Raw genomic sequence first — 18,027 nt, forward strand, 5'->3', positions numbered from 1 at the left:
CTGGACAGCCGGTGAATCGACGACGAACAACTTGACCAAATAGGGCCTCTGACTAGCACGTTACCGATGAGGCTAAGGGCCCTCCGGATACGTGTACGCGTTCAGGGCGCTCACAGCCGCTGCCGGGTCGCCGAGGTCGTAGCGGTCCACGGCGAGGAAGTTGGGCTTCTTGCGGGCAGCAGGCTGGCAGAACCGCTGGGCCCGGTCGGCGAGTTTCGTGTTGTCCGTCGTGGCGGTCGAGGTGATCGTGGCGTCGCGGAAGTGGTTCATGACGAAGAGGGGGCGGAAGCCGGTTTCGGTGCGGGTCAGCGGGATGTTCGTGTCGGCGCCGTACCAGCGGCTGTAGCAGGACCAGTCGGAGGAGCCGATGCCCGAGCCCATGGACCAGTAGTTCTCCACGGTCCAGTCACGCTGGTACATCACGCCGAAGCTGTCCCGGGTGAGGCCCGCGGACTCGTCGGAGGAGCGGCTGTGGTCCGTGAAGATCAGCAACCGGTGGCCGGCGGCGAGCAGGTCGGCGAGCTTCGGCCAGCCGTTCTGGCGTACGCCGGTCTGGTCGGGACGGTAGAGGACGTCCGACAGGCCGTTCACGCGGGCGAGTTCGCCGCGCAGAACGCCCGGGTCGACGTAATCCTCCAGGAAGACGGTGACGAACTGGTCGGGGTGCTGCTTGAGGAAGTCCACCATGCGCTGGAGGTCGACCCAGAGCGCGACCGGCCTGCTGACGAGGGTGCAGCTGTTGTGGCAGAGGATCGCGCCGTCGGAGGTCTGGTGGATGTCGAGCATGAACCCGCGTACTCCGTCGGCGAGTTGTTGGTTGATGCCGCGTGTCTGGTTGGGCACCAGGTTCACGAAGGGCGGGGCGAAGCCGCCGTCGACGCCGTTGGCGAAGGCGTTGTGGGCGGTGAGGAACGTGACCTGGTCCAGGGTGCGTTGATCCTGGGAGGGCATGGGCCTGGTCGCGGGTGTCACCGGGGTGAGGTACCAGGCGGCGAGGCTCCCCGCCGAGCCGAGGACCAGCTGGGCGGGGTAGTTCGAGCCGGAGGGCTTGGCGGCCACCGTCAAGTACCGGTCCGCGCCCGGGTCCTTGAGGGTGTACTGGTCGGCTCCGGCCGGCGCCAGCTGCCACCCGGCGTCGGCACTCGCGCAGGCCACGGTCCTGGCTTGGTCACCGGAGCGGCCCAGACAACTGCCCGCCGTGTCGGCGCTTTCCAGGACGTACGAGGATCCGCTCGCCCGCAGTGTCCACTGCTGGTGGTCCTCGTTGCCCTTGGGGTTGTGCTGGACGACCGCTCCCCCGCTGTCGGACGCGTTCAGTCCTGTGGCCGCGCTCTGGACGTAGTACGCGCCGGCGTCCGGGACTTCGGCGGCCCGGGCGGGCGAGGGAGCGGTGAGGGCGGCGCCCAGTACGGCGGTGGCGGCGAGCAGGGAGCGTGTGGTCGGTCTCATGGTCACGTGGCCCCTTCCTGTGGGAAGTCATGAGCATGCCACGCCAGTCGCCCACCGGCGCCGATGCGGCCGCCACGCGCCGGTGCGGGCGTCAGCAGTACAGGTTGGCGCCCGCCGTCGTACCGAGGATCTGCACGAACCGCTGATAGGCGTCCACGCGGCTCTGCACCTGCGCCGGGTTCTTGCCGTCGCACTCAAGGGAGCCGTTGATGCTGCGGATCGTCTGGCCGAACCCCGCGCTGTTGACCATGGCGTTGTGGCCGGTCATCGTGCCGGGGCCGGTCTGGGTGTTCCAGTACCAGAGGCCGGTCTTCCAGGCCACGGAGGCGTCGTTCTGCACCAGGTAGGGGTTGTTGAGGAGGTCGATGCCGAGCGCGTCGCCCGCCGCCTTGTAGTTGAAGTTCCAGCTGAGCTGGATCGGGCCGCGGCCGTAGTACGCGGACTGACCGGCCGGGCAGCCGTACGACTGGCTCCAGTCGCAGTAGTGGGAGTAGTTGGCGGTGTTCTGCTCCACCACGTACACCAGTCCGCCGGTCTCGTGACTGACGTTGGCGAGGAACGCCGCAGCCTCCTGCTTCTTGACTGTGTCGCTGCCGGTGTTGGCGAACGCCGGATAGGCACTCATCGCCGCACGCAGCCCGCTGTAGGTGTAGAAGGAATTCCGGTTCGGGAACATCTGGTTGAACTGCGCTTCGCTCACGACGAAACCGTCGGACGGCGTGGAGCCGCCGTCGCAGGCGTACGGATCCCAGTACCAGGTGCTGATGGTGGGGTCGTAGCCCGGGTTGTCGTGTTCGGCGATGTAGGTCTTGCCGTCCGTGTACCGGACGATGTTGCCGGTGACGTAGGACTTGCCGGCCACCCAGCTCGGGTAGCTCGAACAAGCCGCGGCGGAAGCGCTCGTGGCCGGCAACAGCGCCGGTACGGCGGTTCCGACGACGAGTGCGGCCATGAGGGCGGAGATGCGGCGCCTCGACACAGGATCAACTCCTTCGCGGAGCACGGCCGCACCCGAGACAAGGGCAGAGCGAAACAGACCCTTGAGCGCACGCGCCGGGCGAGCCGGCCACGGCGTCGGGGGCGGCCGCGGTGGGGGGTGTGGAGGCACACTCAACCGCTTTGGTATGTACCAGTCAAGGGTGTAGACCAGTCAGATCTGACAACGTTGGCAGCGAAGTGCGGTACGCCCTGGAGTGGTTGGGCGACATGCCGTCGTCCCGGACAGACCGACACATACATCACCGACCGCGGGAGCTCAGGTGGTCAGGTAAGTGGCCCGGTCGAAGTCGGCATGGTGGCCGTGCCCGTTGAGGTCCCACACCCACAGGCCGACGAACGCGCCGGTGAAGCCGAGGGAGCGGATCTGGTCGCCGTCGAACTCCTCGGCGTGTTCGTCGGACAGCACCGTCGCGTCGAGCGCGGGTCCGAAGGACTGCCAGCCGGCCCCGGTGTCGAGACGGAATCGCAGAGCCGGTCCGTCGAGGTCGAGCCCGAGGTGGAGGCGTGCGAGGTCTCCGAGCGCTGCCTGGTGGGTGGTGTCGACCGTGGTGCGGCCTCGGTCGCGGGCGGCCAGGCGGACCACCGCACTGCCGTCGTCGTCCGCGGTGACGTACAGGTAGTACCAGTTCCGGGTGTTGTAGTAGGCGGTGATCCCGGCCAGATGCTGAAAGCCGCGCGGCCGGTACTCCATCGCGGCCTCGAAGGAGCAGCGCGCCGCGGTCACCCTGCGGGCCAGCAGGCTCGGGCCGATCAGGCTCTGCGGTGAACGGCCCCCGCGTACCCGCAGATGGGAGGGGCGCTCGGTCAGCGAGAGCCAGTCGGGGGTCGCGGGGCGACGCAGCGTCGACCAGTGCGGGGCGAGTTCGGAGTGCGCGAAGTCGTCCGCGCCTCCTCCCTGCTCATCTCATCCGCGCTCGTCTCCTGCGCGCTCGTCCTGTCCCCGGTCGTCAGGGGGTGCGCTCTCCGATGCGGGGGCGGCGTCCGGAGCCGGTACGAGCAGTTGAGGCAGGCCGGTCTCGACGCGCGGCCACCCGTCGTCCGTCCAGGTCACGGGGGCCAGGGCGGTTTCCCGGCCCAGCACGCAGGGGCCGTGCGTGCCGACGGGCCGGGCTGCCAGGTAGGCGAGGTACCACTGGCCGGATCCGGTGTGTACGAGACTGCCGTGTCCGGCCTTCTGGAGCGGGAGTTCGGGGTGGTCGCGCGCGGTGAGCAGGGGGCCGCGCGGGTCGCGTTCGTACGGCCCGGCCAGTGAATGGGAGCGCGACACCGTGACCTGGTGCAGATAGCCCGTGCCGCCGTCCGCGGTGACCAGGTAGTACCAGGGGCCGCGTCGGTAGAGGTTGGGGCCCTCGATCCAGCCGGCCTGGGGTCCCAGCGCGATCGGAACGGGCTCGCCGACCAGCCGACGGGCGGTGCGGTCGTAGCGGGTGGCTTCGAGCCCGGCCGAGCCGCCGTGGTCCGGCCGCCAGTCGTGGACCAGGTTGAGCAGCCAGCTGTCGGGCCCGTCATGGAAGAGGGACGCGTCGAAGCCTCGGGAGTGCAGCAGGACCGGCTCGGACCATGGCCCTTCGATCGAGGGCGCGGTCACCAGGTAGTTGGGGCAGTCGGTGAACCCGCCCGCGTACGTGGACACGTTGGAGTAGACGAGGTGGAACAGGCCGTCGGCGTAGCTCAGGTTCGGGGCCCACACACCGCCCGAGTCCGGGCAGCCCGTCAGATCCAGCAGCGCCTCGCTGTCGAGCGCGCCGCCCAACGACCGCCAATTCACCAGGTCTTGCGACGTGTGCAGCCGGACGCCCGGGTACCACTCGAAGGTGGAGGTCACCAGATAGAAGTCCTGGCCGACGCGGAGCAGCGAGGGATCCGGATGCGATCCCGGAAGGACGGGGTTCCGGATCATGCGGGTGGAGTTCACCGGCGTACGCCATCTCCTTCGTGAACGGTCTGCCGGGCGCTCCGGTCGTAGGCAGCGGATTTAGTGTCGAACACCTTCGCGAGCAACCGCTTCCCGAAGCCGCCGGGGACCTCCGTCCGCCTCCGGTGCGGTGGCACGCCAACCCGTCGTGGCAGCTGCGGCGCTTCGCCGCCACGACGGGTGGCTACCGGATCATCAACAGCCGGCGCGGAGGCGGCCACTCGGCTCAGCCGAGCGGCTTCTCCAGCACCGCCTTGCGGTGGCTGAACGTCTCGATGGAGTAGCGGCCGTGGTAGTTGCCCATGCCGCTCTCGCCGACCCCGCCGAACGGCAGGTCGGAGACGGTCAGATGGGCGAGCGGCAGTCCGAAGCCGAGGCCGCCGGAGGAAGTCTCGGCGGCGATCCGCTCCCGGGTGGTGTCCGACTCGGTGAAGACGTACAGCGCGAGGGGCTTGTCGCGGTCGTTGATGAAGCCGATGGCCTCGTCGAGGTCCGCCACCGTGACGATCGGGAGGATCGGGCCGAAGATCTCCTCCTGCATGACGGGCGACTTGGGGTCGACGTCGGCGAGGACGGTCGGCGCGATGTACTTGGTGGCGCGGTCGCTGTCGCCGCCGGTGACGGTCCGGCCGGAGTCGAGCAGGGAGCTCAGCCGGTCGAAGTGCCGCTCGTTGACGATCCGCCCGAACTCGGTGGACTGCTGCGGCTCGGTGCCGAAGAGTGTCTCGACGGCCTGGGCGAACTCGGACTCCAGGGCGAGAGCGGTCGCGGGGTCGGTGAGGACGTAGTCGGGTGCGACGCAGGTCTGGCCGGCGTTGAGGAACTTGCCGCGCGCGAGGCGGTCCGCGACGACGGCCAGGTCGGCGTCACGGTCGACGAACGCCGGGGACTTGCCGCCCAGTTCGAGGGCGACCGGGGTGAGGTGCTCGGCGGCGGCGCGCATCACGATGCGGCCGACCGCGCCGTTGCCGGTGTAGAAGATGTGGTCGAAGCGCTCGGCCAGCAGAGCCGTGGTCTCCGGGATGCCGCCCTCGACGACGGCGACCGCGTCGGTGTCGAGGAACTGCGGCAGCAGCCGGGCCACGACCGCCGAGGTGGCGGGGGCCAGCTCGCTGGGCTTGACGACCACGGCGTTGCCCGCGGCGAGCGCGCCGAGCATCGGCGTGAGCAGGAGCTGCAGCGGATAGTTCCAGGGGGCGATGACCAGGACGACGCCCAGGGGGTCGTACTGCGTCCAGGCCGTCGCGTCGTCGCCGAGGTGTGCCGGGACCGGGGCGGACTCGGGGCGCAGCCAGCCGTCGAGGTGCTCCAGGGTGTGGTCGATCTCGCGCACGGTGAAGTTGATCTCGGTGCGGAACGCCTCGGTGGAGCTCTTGCCCAGGTCCGCGTGGAGGGCGGCGGCGAGGTCCTCGCCGTGCGAGGTGAGCAGCTCACGCAGGCGGCGCAGCTGGTTCGTACGCCATTCGACGGGCTTGGTGCGGCCGGAGCGGAAGGTGGCGCGCAGCCGGGAAACGACGTCGGCGGGCTGTTCGGGGGCGGAGAGGTTCACGGTGCCTCGCTGGTCGGAGTAGCTGGATGTATATGCCAACTTTATGTGCGGCCAGATAAATTCCGGGCACACGGAAACTACTTTCCGTGATGATGCGGCTTCAGAGAGCGTTCTCGGCGCTCGCCCCGTCGAGCGTGTCCACCAGGCGGCCCAGCAGGGCCCGCAGCAGCTCGTCGTCGCCGTCACTCAGCATCGGCCGACGCCCGCGGACCTCACGGTCGAGGCGCCGCCAGTACGTCTGGCCGCGCGGGGTGAGGTGGGCGAGGATGCGCCGCCGGTCGAGCGGGTCGACGCGACGGTGGACGAGGTTCTGGTCGACGAGATGGTCGACGAGCTTGGTCAGCGTCGCGGGCGGCAGGAAGGCGGCTTCGGCGACCGCCGTCATGTGATGTCCCTGGCCGTCGGAGAGCAGGGCGAGCACCCGCCAGGCGTCGAGCGAGCAGCCGTCCTCGTCGAGCACGGTCTGCAGCCGGCGCGCGGCCAGCCGCTCGGCCCGCGTCAAGAGCTGCATCAGATCCTGGGGCTGACGCGGAGATGGGGTGGGCATCCTGCTCCTCGGTCCAGGGGGATGTACATGGTATGAGACAGATTGGAGTTCACCCGGCGGACCCGAAATCATGACGCCATGTTCCGGCACGATCCGCCTTCGCCCGACTGGTTCACGGCAGACGACTCCGTGCTCAGTGTGGCACTCGTCTTCCCGATGCAGGGGTCGGCCGGGATCTTCGGACCCACCTGTGAGCTGTGCGCGCAGCTGGCCGCCGAGGAGGTCAACCGCGCGGGCGGCGTCCTCGGTCGGGAGCTGCGGCTGCTGCCCGTCGACGGTGGCGGCGCGCCGCGCGAAGTCGCCGACCACGTCGAGGCGTTGGTGGACCTGGGAGTCGTGCAGGGCGTCACGGGCTGGCACATCTCCTCGGTGCGGCAGGCACTGGCGCCGAGGATCGCGCACCGGGTGCCGTACGTCTACACCGCCCTGTACGAGGGCGGGGAGCACACCGCGGGCGTGTTCCTCACCAGTGAGACACCGCGTGATCAACTGCGGCCCGCCATGGGCTTGTTGGCGCACGAGCGCGGAGTGCGCCGCTGGTTCGTCGTGGGCAACGACTATGTGTGGCCCCGGCGTACGGCCCGGGCCGCGCACGCCTACGCGCGCGACTCGGGCGGGAGTGTCCAGGGGGAGGTCTATCTGCCCCTGGGTACGCACGACTTCGAGCCGGTGCTGCGCCGGATCGAGCGGTCGGACGCGGACGGCGTGATCATGCTGCTCGTCGGCAGTGACGCGGTGCGTTTCAACCGGGCGTTCGCTGCGGCCGGGCTCGACGCGCGCTGCCTCAGGCTGAGCACACTGATGGACGAGAACATGCTGATGGCCAGCGGACCGACGGCCACCGTGGACCTCTACAGCACCGCCGGGTTCTTCGCCTCGCTCGCCAACCAGGACACCCTCGACTTCCACGGCCAGTACGCCGGACGGTTCGGCGTCGAGGCGCCGGCCCTGGGCAGCCTCGGCGAATCCTGTTACGAGGGCGTGCTGTTGCTGGCCGCGCTGATCGGCCGCGCGCGGACCCTCGACGTGTCGGCGATCGGGGCGGCGGCCGAGACGGTGTCGTACGAGGGTCCCCGCGGTCTGCTCCACCTGCGCGGCAGTCACGTACGCCAACGCATCTATCTGGCACGGGCGGACGGCGTGGACTTCGACGTGGTCGCGCAGCTCGATCTTCACGAGTCCCGCCCTTGACAGGGCCACTCCCCCGCCAAGATACTTCCCACAGGAAGTAATTAGAATGCCTCGGGCGAATTGTGAATTCAGATGACGAATTCCGCCCCGGGCATTTTTTGTTGCCCCGCGAAAGTCCCCTGAAAGCTTGATGAGAGCGGGAAGATACCGCCGGGAAAGTATCGCGAAACACCTTCGAAACAGGGTGACTTGAGGCTGTGGACCGCACTTCAGGAGGTTGTCTCCTCCACAGCCCGAGGGGGTTCTTTTGTCCAGCGGTTCCAGTATTCTCCGACGCCGGATGGTGGCCGGTGCCGCCGCGCTCGCGGCGGTCGTCGCGCTCTCCGCGTGCGGCGCCAAGACCAACGAGGGCGGTACGTCCGACAAGGCCGCCCAGGCGGACGTCAGCGGCGACACCGTCAAGGTCGGCCTGCTCAACTCGCTGTCCGGCACGATGGCGATCAGCGAGGTGACCGTACGCGACTCGCTGAAGCTGGCGATCGACGAGATCAACGCCTCGGGCGGCGTGCTCGGCAAGAAGATCAAGCCGATCAGCGAGGACGGCGCCTCCGACTGGCCGACGTTCGCGGAGAAGGCGCAGAAGCTGATCAAGGAGGACCGGGTCGCGGCCACCTTCGGCTGCTGGACCTCCGCCAGCCGCAAGGCCGTCAAGCCGGTCTTCGAGAAGAACAAGTCGCTGCTCTTCTACCCCGTGCAGTACGAGGGACTTGAGGAGTCCCCGTACATCTTCTACACGGGCGCGACCACCAACCAGCAGATCATCCCGGCCCTCGACTACCTCAAGAGCCAGGGCAAGAAGAAGATCTACCTGGTCGGCAGCGACTACGTCTTCCCGCGCACCGCCAACAAGGAGATCAAGGCGTACGCGAAGGCCAACGGCATGACGGTCCTCGGCGAGGACTACGCCCCGCTGGGCTCCACGGAGTTCAGCACGATCGCCAACAAGGTGAAGGCGTCCAAGGCGGACGCGGTCTTCAACACCCTCAACGGCGACTCGAACGTGGCCTTCTTCAAGGAGTACAAGTCCGCGGGCCTGACCGCCAAGAGCATGCCGGTGGTCTCGGTGTCGATCGCCGAGGAGGAGGTCAAGTCGATCGGATCGCAGTACCTGGCGGGCCAGTTGACGGCCTGGAACTACTACCAGACGACCGCGGGCGCGGCGAACACCAAGTTCGTGAAGGCGTACAAGGCCAAGTACGGCCAGGACAAGCCGACCAGTGACCCGATGGAGGCCGCGTACACCTCGGTCTACCTGTGGAAGGCGATGGTCGAGAAGGCGAAGTCCTTCGACCCCGAGAAGGTGAAGGCGGCCTCCGACGGCATCACCTTCGACGCTCCCGAGGGCAAGGTCACCGTCGACGGCGCGAGCCAGCACATCTACAAGACCGCCCGCATCGGCAAGATCGGCTCCGACGGTCTGATCAAGCAGGTCTGGGACTCCGGCAAGCCGATCAAGCCGGACCCGTTCCTGAAGGGCTACTCCTGGGCCTCCGGCCTCTCCTGATCACCCGTCACGCGGGGGCCTCACACGTCGAGGCCCCCGCGTCCCGCCTCCCCGGAGCCGCCGCATGACCGTGATCCTCGGGCAGATGTTCACCGGTGTCAGCATCGGTGCCGTTCTGCTGCTCATCGCGCTCGGCCTCTCGCTCACCTTCGGCCAGATGAATGTCATCAACATGGCCCACGGCGAGTTCATCATGGCCGGCGCCTACACCACCTACGTTCTCCAGAAGTCCATTTCCAGCGCAGGAATTTCGCTGATCGTCGCGCTGCCCGTCGCTTTTCTCGTCTCGGGCGTTCTTGGCGCGCTGCTGGAATGGCTGCTGATTCGCCGCCTGTACCTCCGCCCCCTCGACACGCTTCTCGTCACTTGGGGCGTTTCGCTGATGCTTCAGCAGCTCGCCCGTGACATCTTCGGCGCGCCGAATGTGCAGACCCGTGCGCCTGACGTCCTCACCGGGAACATCACCGTCATCGGCGGCGACGACCCACTCACCTTCGCCAACAACCGCCTGTTCATTCTGGGGCTGGCGATCGCGGCGGTCGTGGCACTGTCGCTGACGCTGCGGCTGACGCCGCTCGGGCGCCGCATCCGCGCCGTCGTGCAGAACCGGGACCTGGCCGAGGTGTCCGGCATCTCCACCGGCCGCGTCGACCGCACCGCGTTCTTCATCGGTTCGGGGCTCGCCGGAGTCGCCGGGGTCGCGCTGACGCTGGTCGGTCCGATCGGGCCCACGATGGGCACCAACGTCATCATCGACGCCTTCCTGGTGATCGTGGTCGGCGGTATCGGGCAGCTCAAGGGCAGTGTGATCGTCGCCTTCGTGCTGGGCGTGCTGCAGTCCGTCCTGGAGTACTCCACCACCGTCAGCGTCGCGAAGGTGCTGGTCCTCGTGGCCATCGTCGCGTTCCTCCAGTGGCGGCCCCAGGGGCTGTACACGCTGCGTACGAGGAGTCTCGTATGACCACCACCACTCCTGTCGCCACGAAGACGAAGCAACTCACCGGCGTCAAGGGCCGGTTCGCCGCCACGCGTACGGCGGCCGGTTTCGCCGCGGGTGCCGTCGTGCTCTTCGCCGTCGCCCCGCTCGCGCTCTCCGACTTCCGGCTCGGGCTGCTCGCCAAGTACCTGTGCACGGCCATGGTCGCGGTCGGCATCTGTCTGGCCTGGGGCCGTGGCGGGCTGCTGACGCTCGGGCAGGGGGTGTTCTTCGGGCTCGGCGGCTATGCCATGGCGATGCATCTGAAGATCGCGGACGCGGGTCCCGGCCAGGTCCCCGACTTCATGCAGCTGTACGGCACCGCCACCGAACTGCCGTGGTGGTGGCGGCCGTTCGCGAACCCGGGCTTCGCGCTCGCGGCGACCGTACTGCTGCCGATGGCCGTCGCGGCGATCCTCGGGTCGTTCATCTTCCGGCGCCGCGTCAAGGGCGCGTACTTCGCGATCCTCAGCCAGGCGCTCGCCGCGGCCTTCGCGATCTGGCTGATCGGCCAGCAGGCCACGACCGGCGGCACCAACGGTCTCACCGACATCCAGGGCTTCTTCGGCTACGACCTCGACGACCCGGTCAACCAGCGGATGGTGTACTTCGTCATCGCCGCGGCCCTGCTCCTGCTGATCGCTCTGGCCCGCCAGCTCATCCACAGCCGCTATGGCGAACTCCTGGTCGCCGTACGGGACTCGGAGGAGCGGGTGCGCTTCCTCGGCTACAACCCGGCGAACGTGAAGCTCGTCGCGTACGTCGTGGCGGCGGGCATGGCCGGGCTCGCGGGCGCGCTGTTCGTGCCCGCGGTCGGCATCATCTCCCCCGCACTGATCGGGATCGTGCCGTCCATCGAACTCGTCATCGGCGCCGCGGTCGGCGGGCGGGCGAGCCTGGTGGGCGCGGTGCTCGGCGCGGTCGGCGTCGCCTGGGCCAAGACGGCACTGTCGGAGGAGTTTCCCGCGGCCTGGACGTACTTCCAGGGGCTGCTGTTCATCGTGGCCCTGGGGTTCCTGCCAGGCGGTCTCGCCTCACTCGTGGGGATCGTGCGCCGCCGCCGGACCCCGAAGGCGACCGACGAGCCGACGCCCGCCCTTCCTGTGGGAGAAGCAGCATGAGTGAACTCTCGGGCCTCGAAATACGCGGGCTGCGCGTGACCTTCGACGGGTTCACGGCCGTCGACGGTGTCGACCTCGACGTCAGCCCCGGCGACCTGCGCTTCCTCATCGGGCCGAACGGCGCGGGCAAGACGACCCTGGTCGACGCGGTCACCGGCCTGGTGAAGGCGGAGGGATCGGTGCGCTTCGGGGGCGAGGACATCCTCGGCCGCAGCGTGCACAGGATCGCCCGCTCGGGGATCGGCCGGACCTTCCAGACCGCCACCGTCTTCGAGGAGTTGACGGTCCTTCAGAACCTGGACATCGCGGCGGGCGCGGGGCGGGGCGCGCTGACCATGCTGCGCCGCCGCAAAAGCGTTCCGGAGTCCGTCGCGCGTGCCCTGGAGACGGTGGGTCTGACGGACCTCGCCGACAGCCCGGCCGGGACACTCGCACACGGCCAGAAGCAGTGGCTGGAGATCGGCATGCTGCTCGTGCAGGACGTACGGCTGCTGCTGCTCGACGAGCCGGTCGCGGGCATGAGCCACGACGAACGGCAGGCCACCGGCGAGCTGTTGGAGCTCATCAGCCAGGAGCGCACGGTGGTCGTCATCGAGCACGACATGGACTTCATGCGCTCCTTCGCACGCAGCGTCAGCGTGCTGCACGCGGGCAAGGTGCTGAGCGAGGGGACGGTGGCCGAGGTGCAGGCGGACCCGAAGGTGCAGGAGGTGTACCTCGGGCACACGGCCGCCGAGGAGGTACGCGACACCGCGGCCCCGGCCGCCGTACAGGAGGCGTGATGCTGGAGATCGACAACGTCCGCGTCGGCTACCACCGCAGCACCGTCCTGCACGGGGTCACGGTCGAGGTGCCGAAGGACGGCGTGGCCGCCGTGCTGGGACACAACGGCGCGGGCAAGAGCACCCTGCTGCGGGCGGCCGTCGGACTGCTCAGCCCGCAGAGCGGCGCCGTCCGCCTCGACGGCGAGGACATCACCCGCCGCAAGCCCCACGAGCGGGTGGCGCGCGGCATGGCCTACGTCCCGCAGGGCCAGCAGGCCTTCCCGCACCTCACGACCGCCGAGAACCTCCAACTCGTCGCGGACGGGCGCAAACGCGGCAAGGAGGCGATCGCCGAGGCGCTGGACCTGTTCCCCGCGCTGCGCGCGCTGTCGACCCGCCGCGCGGGCCTGCTCTCCGGCGGTCAGCGCCAGCAACTCGCCATCGCCCGCGCCCTGGTGACGGAGCCTCGGATTCTCCTTCTCGACGAGCCCACCGAGGGCATCCAGCCTTCCGTCGTCGCCGAGATCGAGGAGACGATCCTCGCCCTGGCCGCCCGCGGCGGCCTCTCTGTGCTCCTGGTCGAGCAGCACGTCGGCTTCGCGATGCGGGCGGCGCAGCGCTACTACGTCCTGGAGGCCGGCCGGGTCACCTCGTCCGGCGAGGGCGGACAGGACGCCGAACGGTCCGTCCGGGAGGCACTCAGCGTCTGACTCAGGCCGATGCGAGCGCGGCGCGCGCCCGTTCGAGGTAGGCGCGCTCCGCCGTGCTCTCGGTGAGCGCGATGGCCGCCTCGTACGCCTTCACGGCCTCGGTGCGGCGGCCAAGGCGCCGCAACAGATCCGCGCGTACGGCGTGGAAGGCGTGGTACCCGTCCAGGTCGAGCGCGTCGACGAGGGTGAGAGCCCGCTCCGGCCCCTCGACCTCGGCTACCGCGACGGCGCGGTTGAGGGCGACGACCGGGCTGGGGGCGAGGGCCATGAGCTGGTCGTACAGCTGGAGGATCTGGCCCCAGTCCGTGGCGGCCGCGGTCGGGGCGTCGCTGTGTACGGCGTTGATCGCGGCCTGGATCTGGTACGGGCCGGGCTGGTTGCGGCGCAGGCACTGGCGTACGAGTGACTGGCCCTCGGCGATCGGTTCGCGGTCCCACAGGGAGCGGTCCTGGTCCGGGAGGAGGACCAGGTCGCCGTCGGGTGTCGCGCGGGCGGGCCGGCGGGACTCGATGAGGAGCATCAGCGCGAGCAGGCCGAGGGCCTCGGGCTCGTCCGGCATGAGTTCGGCCAGGAGGCGGCCCAGGCGGAGGGCCTCGGCGCAGAGGTCCTCGCGGCCGCCGTACCCCTCGTTGAAGATGAGGTAGACGACCGCCAGCACGCCCTTGACCCGGTCCGGGAGGTCGGCGTCACGCGGGATGCGGTACGGGATGCGGGCGTCGCGGATCTTGGCCTTGGCCCGCACGATCCGCTGGGCCATCGTGGGCTCGGGGACCAGGAAGGCGCGGGCGATCTGCCCGGTGGTCAGGCCGCCGAGGAGTCTCAGGGTGAGGGCGACCTGGGCCTGGGGGGCGAGTGCGGGGTGGCAGCAGGTGAAGATCAGGCGGAGCCGGTCGTCGCGCACGGGACCCTCCTCGGGCGGTTCGTCCTGCGCGTACAGCTGGGCGGCCTCGGCGTGCCGGGCCTCTCGCGTGGACTCGCGGCGCAGCCGGTCGATGGCCCGGTTCCGGGCGGTGGTGATGATCCACCCGGCGGGGCTCGGCGGTATGCCGGTCTCCGGCCACTTCCGCACGGCCGTGGTGAAGGCGTCCTGGACGGCTTCCTCGGCGAGGTCGATGTCGCCGAGGAAGCGGATGAGGACGGCGACCGCGCGGCCGTATTCCGCGCGGAAGACGGCCTCGATCTCCGCGGCGGTGGCCGTCATCGGTCCTCGGCCTCGTGCATGAACGGCCGCACCTCGATGGGGAGCGTGGTCGCCAGCGTCGCCTTGCGGCCCCAGTCGAGCGCCGCGTCGAGGTCGGGGGCCTTGATCAGGCAGATCCCGCCCAGGTACTCCTTGCTCTCGGTGTACGGGCCGTCGGTGACCAGGACGTCTCCGTCCCTGGCCCGCAGCACGGTGGCCGTCTCCGGCCCGTGCAGTCCTCCGGCGAACACCCAGGCACCGGCTTCGCGCAGCTCCGTGTGGAAGACATCGAGGTTGTGCATGATCTCTTCCAGGACCTCGGGCGCGGGCGGCTCGCCCTGCGGCTGCATCACGCTCAAGAGGTAGTACTTCATGAGGTGTCCTCCTCGGTGGTCTCTCATTCCCGGTGGTCTTCACTGACTACACGAACGCGGGACCGCCGGATCGACACATGCCACGACGACACACGACGAGAGCGGGAGATTCCTTCGATGACCACCCCACCGCATCCGCTCGTCGCCCGGGCCCGGCAGCTGGCGGCCGAGGTGCTGGCGCCCCAGGCGGAGCGCGTGGACCAGGAGGGCGTGCCCGCGAGCAGTATCGAGGCGGTCAAGCGGTCGGGGCTGCTCGGGGTGAGCGCGCCGGTCGCGTACGGCGGGGCGGCGGCGCCCGCCTCGGTAGCCCGGGAGACCGCGGAGATCCTGGCCGGGGCGTGCTGCTCGACATGGTTCGTGCAGACCCAGCACCACACGCCGGTGATGACGCTGGCCAGGAGTGAACACTCCGTGCGGGAACGGCTGTTGGGGCCGCTCGCGAAGGGGGAACTGCTCTCCGGGGTCGCCTACGCCCAACTGCGCGCCCATCCCCGTATCCCGGTCCGGGTCACGCGAGAGCGCGGCGGCTGGCGCTTCGACGGGACGGTGCCCTGGTACACGGGCTGGGGGCTCAACGACGTGATGCTGCTTGCGGGGGTGACGGACGCGGACGAGGCGCTGTTCGCGTTCACCGAGGCACGCGAGCAGCCCGGTCTGCGCCCTTCCCCTCCGATGCGGCTCGCCGCGCTCACCGCCTCCCGGACCGTTTCGCTGGAGCTGGACGGTCTGTGGCTGCCCGATGACGCGGTCGCCCTGCGCAGCCCCTACGAGACCTGGGCGGCCACCGATCGCCCGAAGAGCACCAACGCCTCACCGGCCGTCTTCGGAGTCACGGCGTCGGCGCTCGATCTGCTGGACTCGGTGGACGGCGATCCCGCCGCGAAGGAGACCGCGCGCGTGCTGCGCGCCCGCCTCGACGAGGTGCGACGGCAGGCGTACGCGCTGGCCGATCACCCCGTACCGACCGAGCGGATCGAGGAGCGACTGGCGTCCAGGACACGGGCGTACGACGTCATGCGCGCGGCCACGACCGCGGCGGTCGTGGCCGGTGGCGGGCGGTCCATGGACCTGGGCAGCCCGGCGCAGCGGCTGGCCCGGGAGGGGATGTTCCTACTGGTGCAGGGGCAGACGGCCGAGGTGCGCGGCGCACACCTCGGTGCGCTCGGCTCGCCCAGCTCTCTCAGCTCGCTCAGCTCGTGAAGGGCACCTGCGCCGCGGATTCGGGCGCGGGCTCGAACGGGTGCTGCCACAGACCTTGCGCGGCAAGGCGCGGCAGGACGCCCTCGCCGAACCAGTACGCCTCCTCCAGGTGCGGATAGCCGGAGAGCACGAACTCGTCGATGCCGAGGGCGTGGTACTCCTTGATGCGCTCGGCGACCTCGTCATGGCTGCCGACCAGGGCGGTGCCCGCGCCGCCGCGGACCAGGCCGATCCCGGCCCACAGGTTGGGGTGGATCTCCAGGCGGTCGCGACCGCCGCCGTGCAGCGCGAGCATCCGCTGCTGACCCTCCGACTCGCTGCGCGCGAGCCCGGCCTGGACCGACTTCACGGTCTCCGGGTCGAAGCCGTCGAGGAGCTTGTGCGCCTCGGCCCAGGCCTGCTCGGAGGTGTCGCGGGTGATGACGTGCAGCCGGATCCCGAACCGGAGGGTACGCCCCTCCTTCGCCGCCAGCCCCCGGATCCAGGCGATCTTCTCGGCTACCTGTGCGGGCGGTTCGCCCCAGGTGAGGTAGACGTCGACATGGCGGGCGGCGACTTCTCCGGCGATGGGCGAGGAACCGCCGAAGTAGACCTCGGGGACCGGGTCGGGGACCCTGGCGAGCTTGGCGTCCTCGACCTGGAGGTGCTCGCCGGCCAGGTCGACGGTCTTGCCGTCCCACAAGTCCCGCACGATCTGGAGGAATTCGCCGGTACGGCGGTATCGGGCGTCCTTGTCGAGGAAGTCGCCGTAGGCGCGCTGCTCGTGGCTCTCACCGCCGGTGACCACGTTGAGCAGCAGTCGTCCACCGGTCTGCCGTTGGAAGGTGGCGGCCATCTGCGCGGCGAGCGTGGGCGAGACGAAGCCCGGGCGGAAGGCGACCAGGAACTTCAGCCGTTCGGTGTGCTGGCTGACCATCGCGGTGGTCAGCCAGGCGTCCTCGCACCAGGCGCCCGTGGGCGTGAGCGCACCGACGAAGCCCAGGTCCTCGGCGGCGCGGGCGATCTGGCTCAGATAGGCGACGGTCGGCGGCCGGTCCCGGCCGGAGGCGGTGGCAGGGGTGCCGTGGCCGCCGCCGACTACATGCCGGCTGTCGCCGTTGGTGGGCAGGAACCAGTGGAAGGTGAGGGACACGGCGGCGTTCTCCGATCGTGGGGGGCGGTGGGCCAGGGGGTCGCAGGAGGCCGTGACGGGGCGGGTCTTGGTGCCGCTCAGTGCGCGACGGCCGATGTGCCGGCGATCACGGTCACCCCGCCGCGGCCAGCAGGCGCGTACGCCCCAGGGCGGCCGAGAACTGGTCGACGACCTGGGTCAGGGCCTCGGCTGTGCCCGGTGCCACGGTGATGCTCCCGTCCTCACCCGTGGTGATGTCCTTGTCGAGGGTGAACCAGCCCTGGACTATGTGCGCCGCACCCATGGAGTTGAGCACCGGGCGCAGGGCGTAGTCGAGGGCGAGGACATGGGCGGTGCTGCCTCCGGTGACGAGCGGCAGGACGGTCTTTCCTGCGAGGGCGTACTGCGGGAGCAGATCGAGCAGGGCCTTGAGCACGCCCGAGTAGGCGGCCTTGTAGACCGGGGTGCCGATGACGACGCCGTCGGCGCGGGCGAAGAGTTCGGTCGCCTCGACGATGGCGGGGTGCTTGAAGTCGGCACCGAGCAGTGCCTCGGCGGGGATCGTGCGGACGTCGAGCGGGATCACCTCGTGGCCCTGCCCGGCGAGTCGGGTGTCCAGGTGGCGCAGCAGTTTGGCGGTGCGGGAGGAGACCGAGGGGCTGCCGGAGACGGACAGGACGATGGCCATGAGCCCTCTTTCGTGAGGTACGGAATGTGTCGCGGATTCAGCCGGGGGCACGGACAACTCCCGGCGTGCGGAACGAGGGCATGACGAATTGAGGACCGGCAATTCACAGCGAATGCGGGCGGCGAATTGAGTGCGGCGGGCAGGGCAATGCATCGAGGTGCGCCGTGCGGGGAGAGAGCACCGGGGCGAACCGGCCCGTGCGAAGGGGACCCTACCGTCGGGATCGTCAGGCTTCGCGACAACAGAAGGAGCTGGAGACACGCGCGAGGTCGACATGGCGTCGTCGCGTGAGGTCCAGTCGCGTCTTCATGTCGCCGATCGTCGCAGCCCCCGGTCCGGACCGTCAAGGAATGGCCGACCGGTCTCGTATCCCGGACCGCCGAATTTCACGAAGGTGTCATAAGGAAACCCTTGAACGCGGCACGAGCGCGTCGACGATCGGCTGCGGTACGAATTGAGCAGCTGGAATACATCGCATCGCGGCGGTCACCCGGTTCGGCGTCGATCTGCTGGAAACTTCGAGAGCGCCGAACTGCTGTGCGGGCGGCCGGTGTTGTGTGTACGCCCGGACGGTCCCCCGGCCTCACTGGACACGGTGCCGGTGTCCGGCCTCCTCGGCGGGCGAGAGCCGCTGATCGCCAGCCGGCCGCGCGATCGGGCACCACGGATTTTACCCGGAGTAAAGATTTCCCTCGCGCGTACGACCGTACTGGTGGGCGTCCGAACCACCCGTACCGGATCCATCGGCA

Annotated in this window: 17 protein-coding genes and 1 pseudogene; 7 read left to right on the top strand and 11 right to left on the bottom strand. The window is 69.6% G+C overall.

What is annotated here, in order from left to right; translation table 11 throughout:
* Positions 1–72: 72 nt before the first annotated feature.
* The 6 genes and pseudogenes from AB5J50_RS04785 to AB5J50_RS04810 all read right to left on the bottom strand — a co-directional run bounded on the left by AB5J50_RS04785 (position 73) and on the right by AB5J50_RS04810 (position 6,459).
* Positions 73–1,449: a phospholipase gene (locus AB5J50_RS04785; RefSeq protein WP_369255182.1), complete on the bottom strand. Its 1,377-nt coding sequence runs from the start codon at positions 1,447–1,449 to the stop codon at positions 73–75.
* Between the two features lie 91 nt (positions 1,450–1,540).
* Entirely contained in the window at positions 1,541–2,428 is an 888-nt protein-coding gene (locus tag AB5J50_RS04790; RefSeq protein ID WP_327426333.1) for a glycoside hydrolase family 19 protein, read from the bottom strand.
* A 276-nt stretch (positions 2,429–2,704) separates the two neighbouring features.
* A pseudogene (locus AB5J50_RS04795) lies at positions 2,705–3,319 on the bottom strand (glycoside hydrolase 43 family protein); the annotation flags it as partial.
* A 33-nt stretch (positions 3,320–3,352) separates the two neighbouring features.
* Positions 3,353–4,363 (bottom strand): family 43 glycosylhydrolase, encoded by a 1,011-nt coding sequence (locus AB5J50_RS04800; RefSeq protein WP_369255184.1) that lies wholly within the window; start codon positions 4,361–4,363, stop codon positions 3,353–3,355.
* Between the two features lie 226 nt (positions 4,364–4,589).
* Positions 4,590–5,912 (bottom strand): aldehyde dehydrogenase family protein, encoded by a 1,323-nt coding sequence (locus AB5J50_RS04805; RefSeq protein WP_369255186.1) that lies wholly within the window; start codon positions 5,910–5,912, stop codon positions 4,590–4,592.
* A 100-nt stretch (positions 5,913–6,012) separates the two neighbouring features.
* Positions 6,013–6,459 (bottom strand): MarR family winged helix-turn-helix transcriptional regulator, encoded by a 447-nt coding sequence (locus AB5J50_RS04810; RefSeq protein ID WP_369255187.1) that lies wholly within the window; start codon positions 6,457–6,459, stop codon positions 6,013–6,015.
* Positions 6,460–6,537: 78 nt separating this feature from the next.
* Here AB5J50_RS04810 and AB5J50_RS04815 point away from each other — a divergent pair, with 78 nt between their 5' ends.
* The 6 genes from AB5J50_RS04815 (at position 6,538) to urtE (ending at position 12,725) form a co-directional block, all read left to right on the top strand.
* Positions 6,538–7,650 (top strand): substrate-binding domain-containing protein, encoded by a 1,113-nt coding sequence (locus tag AB5J50_RS04815; RefSeq protein WP_369255189.1) that lies wholly within the window; start codon positions 6,538–6,540, stop codon positions 7,648–7,650.
* A 280-nt stretch (positions 7,651–7,930) separates the two neighbouring features.
* Positions 7,931–9,154: an urea ABC transporter substrate-binding protein gene (gene urtA / locus AB5J50_RS04820; protein ID WP_369255191.1), complete on the top strand. Its 1,224-nt coding sequence runs from the start codon at positions 7,931–7,933 to the stop codon at positions 9,152–9,154.
* 64 nt (positions 9,155–9,218) lie between these two features.
* Positions 9,219–10,115 (top strand): urea ABC transporter permease subunit UrtB, encoded by an 897-nt coding sequence (gene urtB / locus AB5J50_RS04825; protein WP_369255193.1) that lies wholly within the window; start codon positions 9,219–9,221, stop codon positions 10,113–10,115.
* Positions 10,112–11,251: an urea ABC transporter permease subunit UrtC gene (gene urtC, locus AB5J50_RS04830; protein WP_369255195.1), complete on the top strand. Its 1,140-nt coding sequence runs from the start codon at positions 10,112–10,114 to the stop codon at positions 11,249–11,251. The genes urtB and urtC overlap by 4 nt, the downstream gene beginning before the upstream one ends.
* Positions 11,248–12,033 (top strand): urea ABC transporter ATP-binding protein UrtD, encoded by a 786-nt coding sequence (urtD, locus tag AB5J50_RS04835; RefSeq protein ID WP_369255197.1) that lies wholly within the window; start codon positions 11,248–11,250, stop codon positions 12,031–12,033. The genes urtC and urtD overlap by 4 nt, the downstream gene beginning before the upstream one ends.
* Positions 12,033–12,725 carry an urea ABC transporter ATP-binding subunit UrtE gene (gene urtE, locus AB5J50_RS04840; RefSeq protein WP_369255199.1) on the top strand — a complete coding sequence of 231 codons (693 nt, stop codon included), beginning with the start codon at positions 12,033–12,035 and terminating at the stop codon, positions 12,723–12,725. Before urtD ends, urtE begins: the two co-directional genes overlap by 1 nt.
* A 1-nt stretch (position 12,726) precedes the next feature.
* Here urtE and AB5J50_RS04845 read toward each other — a convergent pair whose 3' ends face one another.
* A complete protein-coding gene (locus AB5J50_RS04845; RefSeq protein ID WP_369255201.1) occupies positions 12,727–13,926 on the bottom strand; it encodes an RNA polymerase sigma factor in 1,200 nt (399 codons plus the stop codon).
* On the bottom strand, positions 13,923–14,279 hold the full coding sequence (locus AB5J50_RS04850) for a YciI family protein (RefSeq protein ID WP_369255203.1): 357 nt from the start codon (positions 14,277–14,279) through the stop codon (positions 13,923–13,925). Before AB5J50_RS04850 ends, AB5J50_RS04845 begins: the two co-directional genes overlap by 4 nt.
* A gap of 117 nt (positions 14,280–14,396) precedes the next feature.
* Between AB5J50_RS04850 and AB5J50_RS04855 the strand changes: the two genes are divergently transcribed.
* The gene (locus AB5J50_RS04855; protein ID WP_369255205.1) at positions 14,397–15,479 is read left to right on the top strand and encodes an acyl-CoA dehydrogenase family protein; all 1,083 of its coding nucleotides are present in this window, start codon (positions 14,397–14,399) and stop codon (positions 15,477–15,479) included.
* Here AB5J50_RS04855 and AB5J50_RS04860 read toward each other — a convergent pair.
* From AB5J50_RS04860 to AB5J50_RS04870, 3 genes are all read right to left on the bottom strand, one after another.
* A complete protein-coding gene (locus AB5J50_RS04860; protein ID WP_369255207.1) occupies positions 15,469–16,611 on the bottom strand; it encodes an LLM class flavin-dependent oxidoreductase in 1,143 nt (380 codons plus the stop codon). The genes AB5J50_RS04855 and AB5J50_RS04860 overlap by 11 nt on opposite strands.
* A 112-nt stretch (positions 16,612–16,723) precedes the next feature.
* Positions 16,724–17,278: an NADPH-dependent FMN reductase gene (ssuE, locus tag AB5J50_RS04865; protein ID WP_369255209.1), complete on the bottom strand. Its 555-nt coding sequence runs from the start codon at positions 17,276–17,278 to the stop codon at positions 16,724–16,726.
* Positions 17,279–17,504: 226 nt separating this feature from the next.
* Positions 17,505–17,588, bottom strand: coding sequence for a putative leader peptide (locus tag AB5J50_RS04870; protein WP_369265308.1), 84 nt, complete (start codon positions 17,586–17,588; stop codon positions 17,505–17,507).
* Positions 17,589–18,027: the final 439 nt, after the last annotated feature.

Source organism: Streptomyces sp. R35, assembly GCF_041053035.1.
GTDB lineage: Bacteria > Actinomycetota > Actinomycetes > Streptomycetales > Streptomycetaceae > Streptomyces > Streptomyces lutosisoli.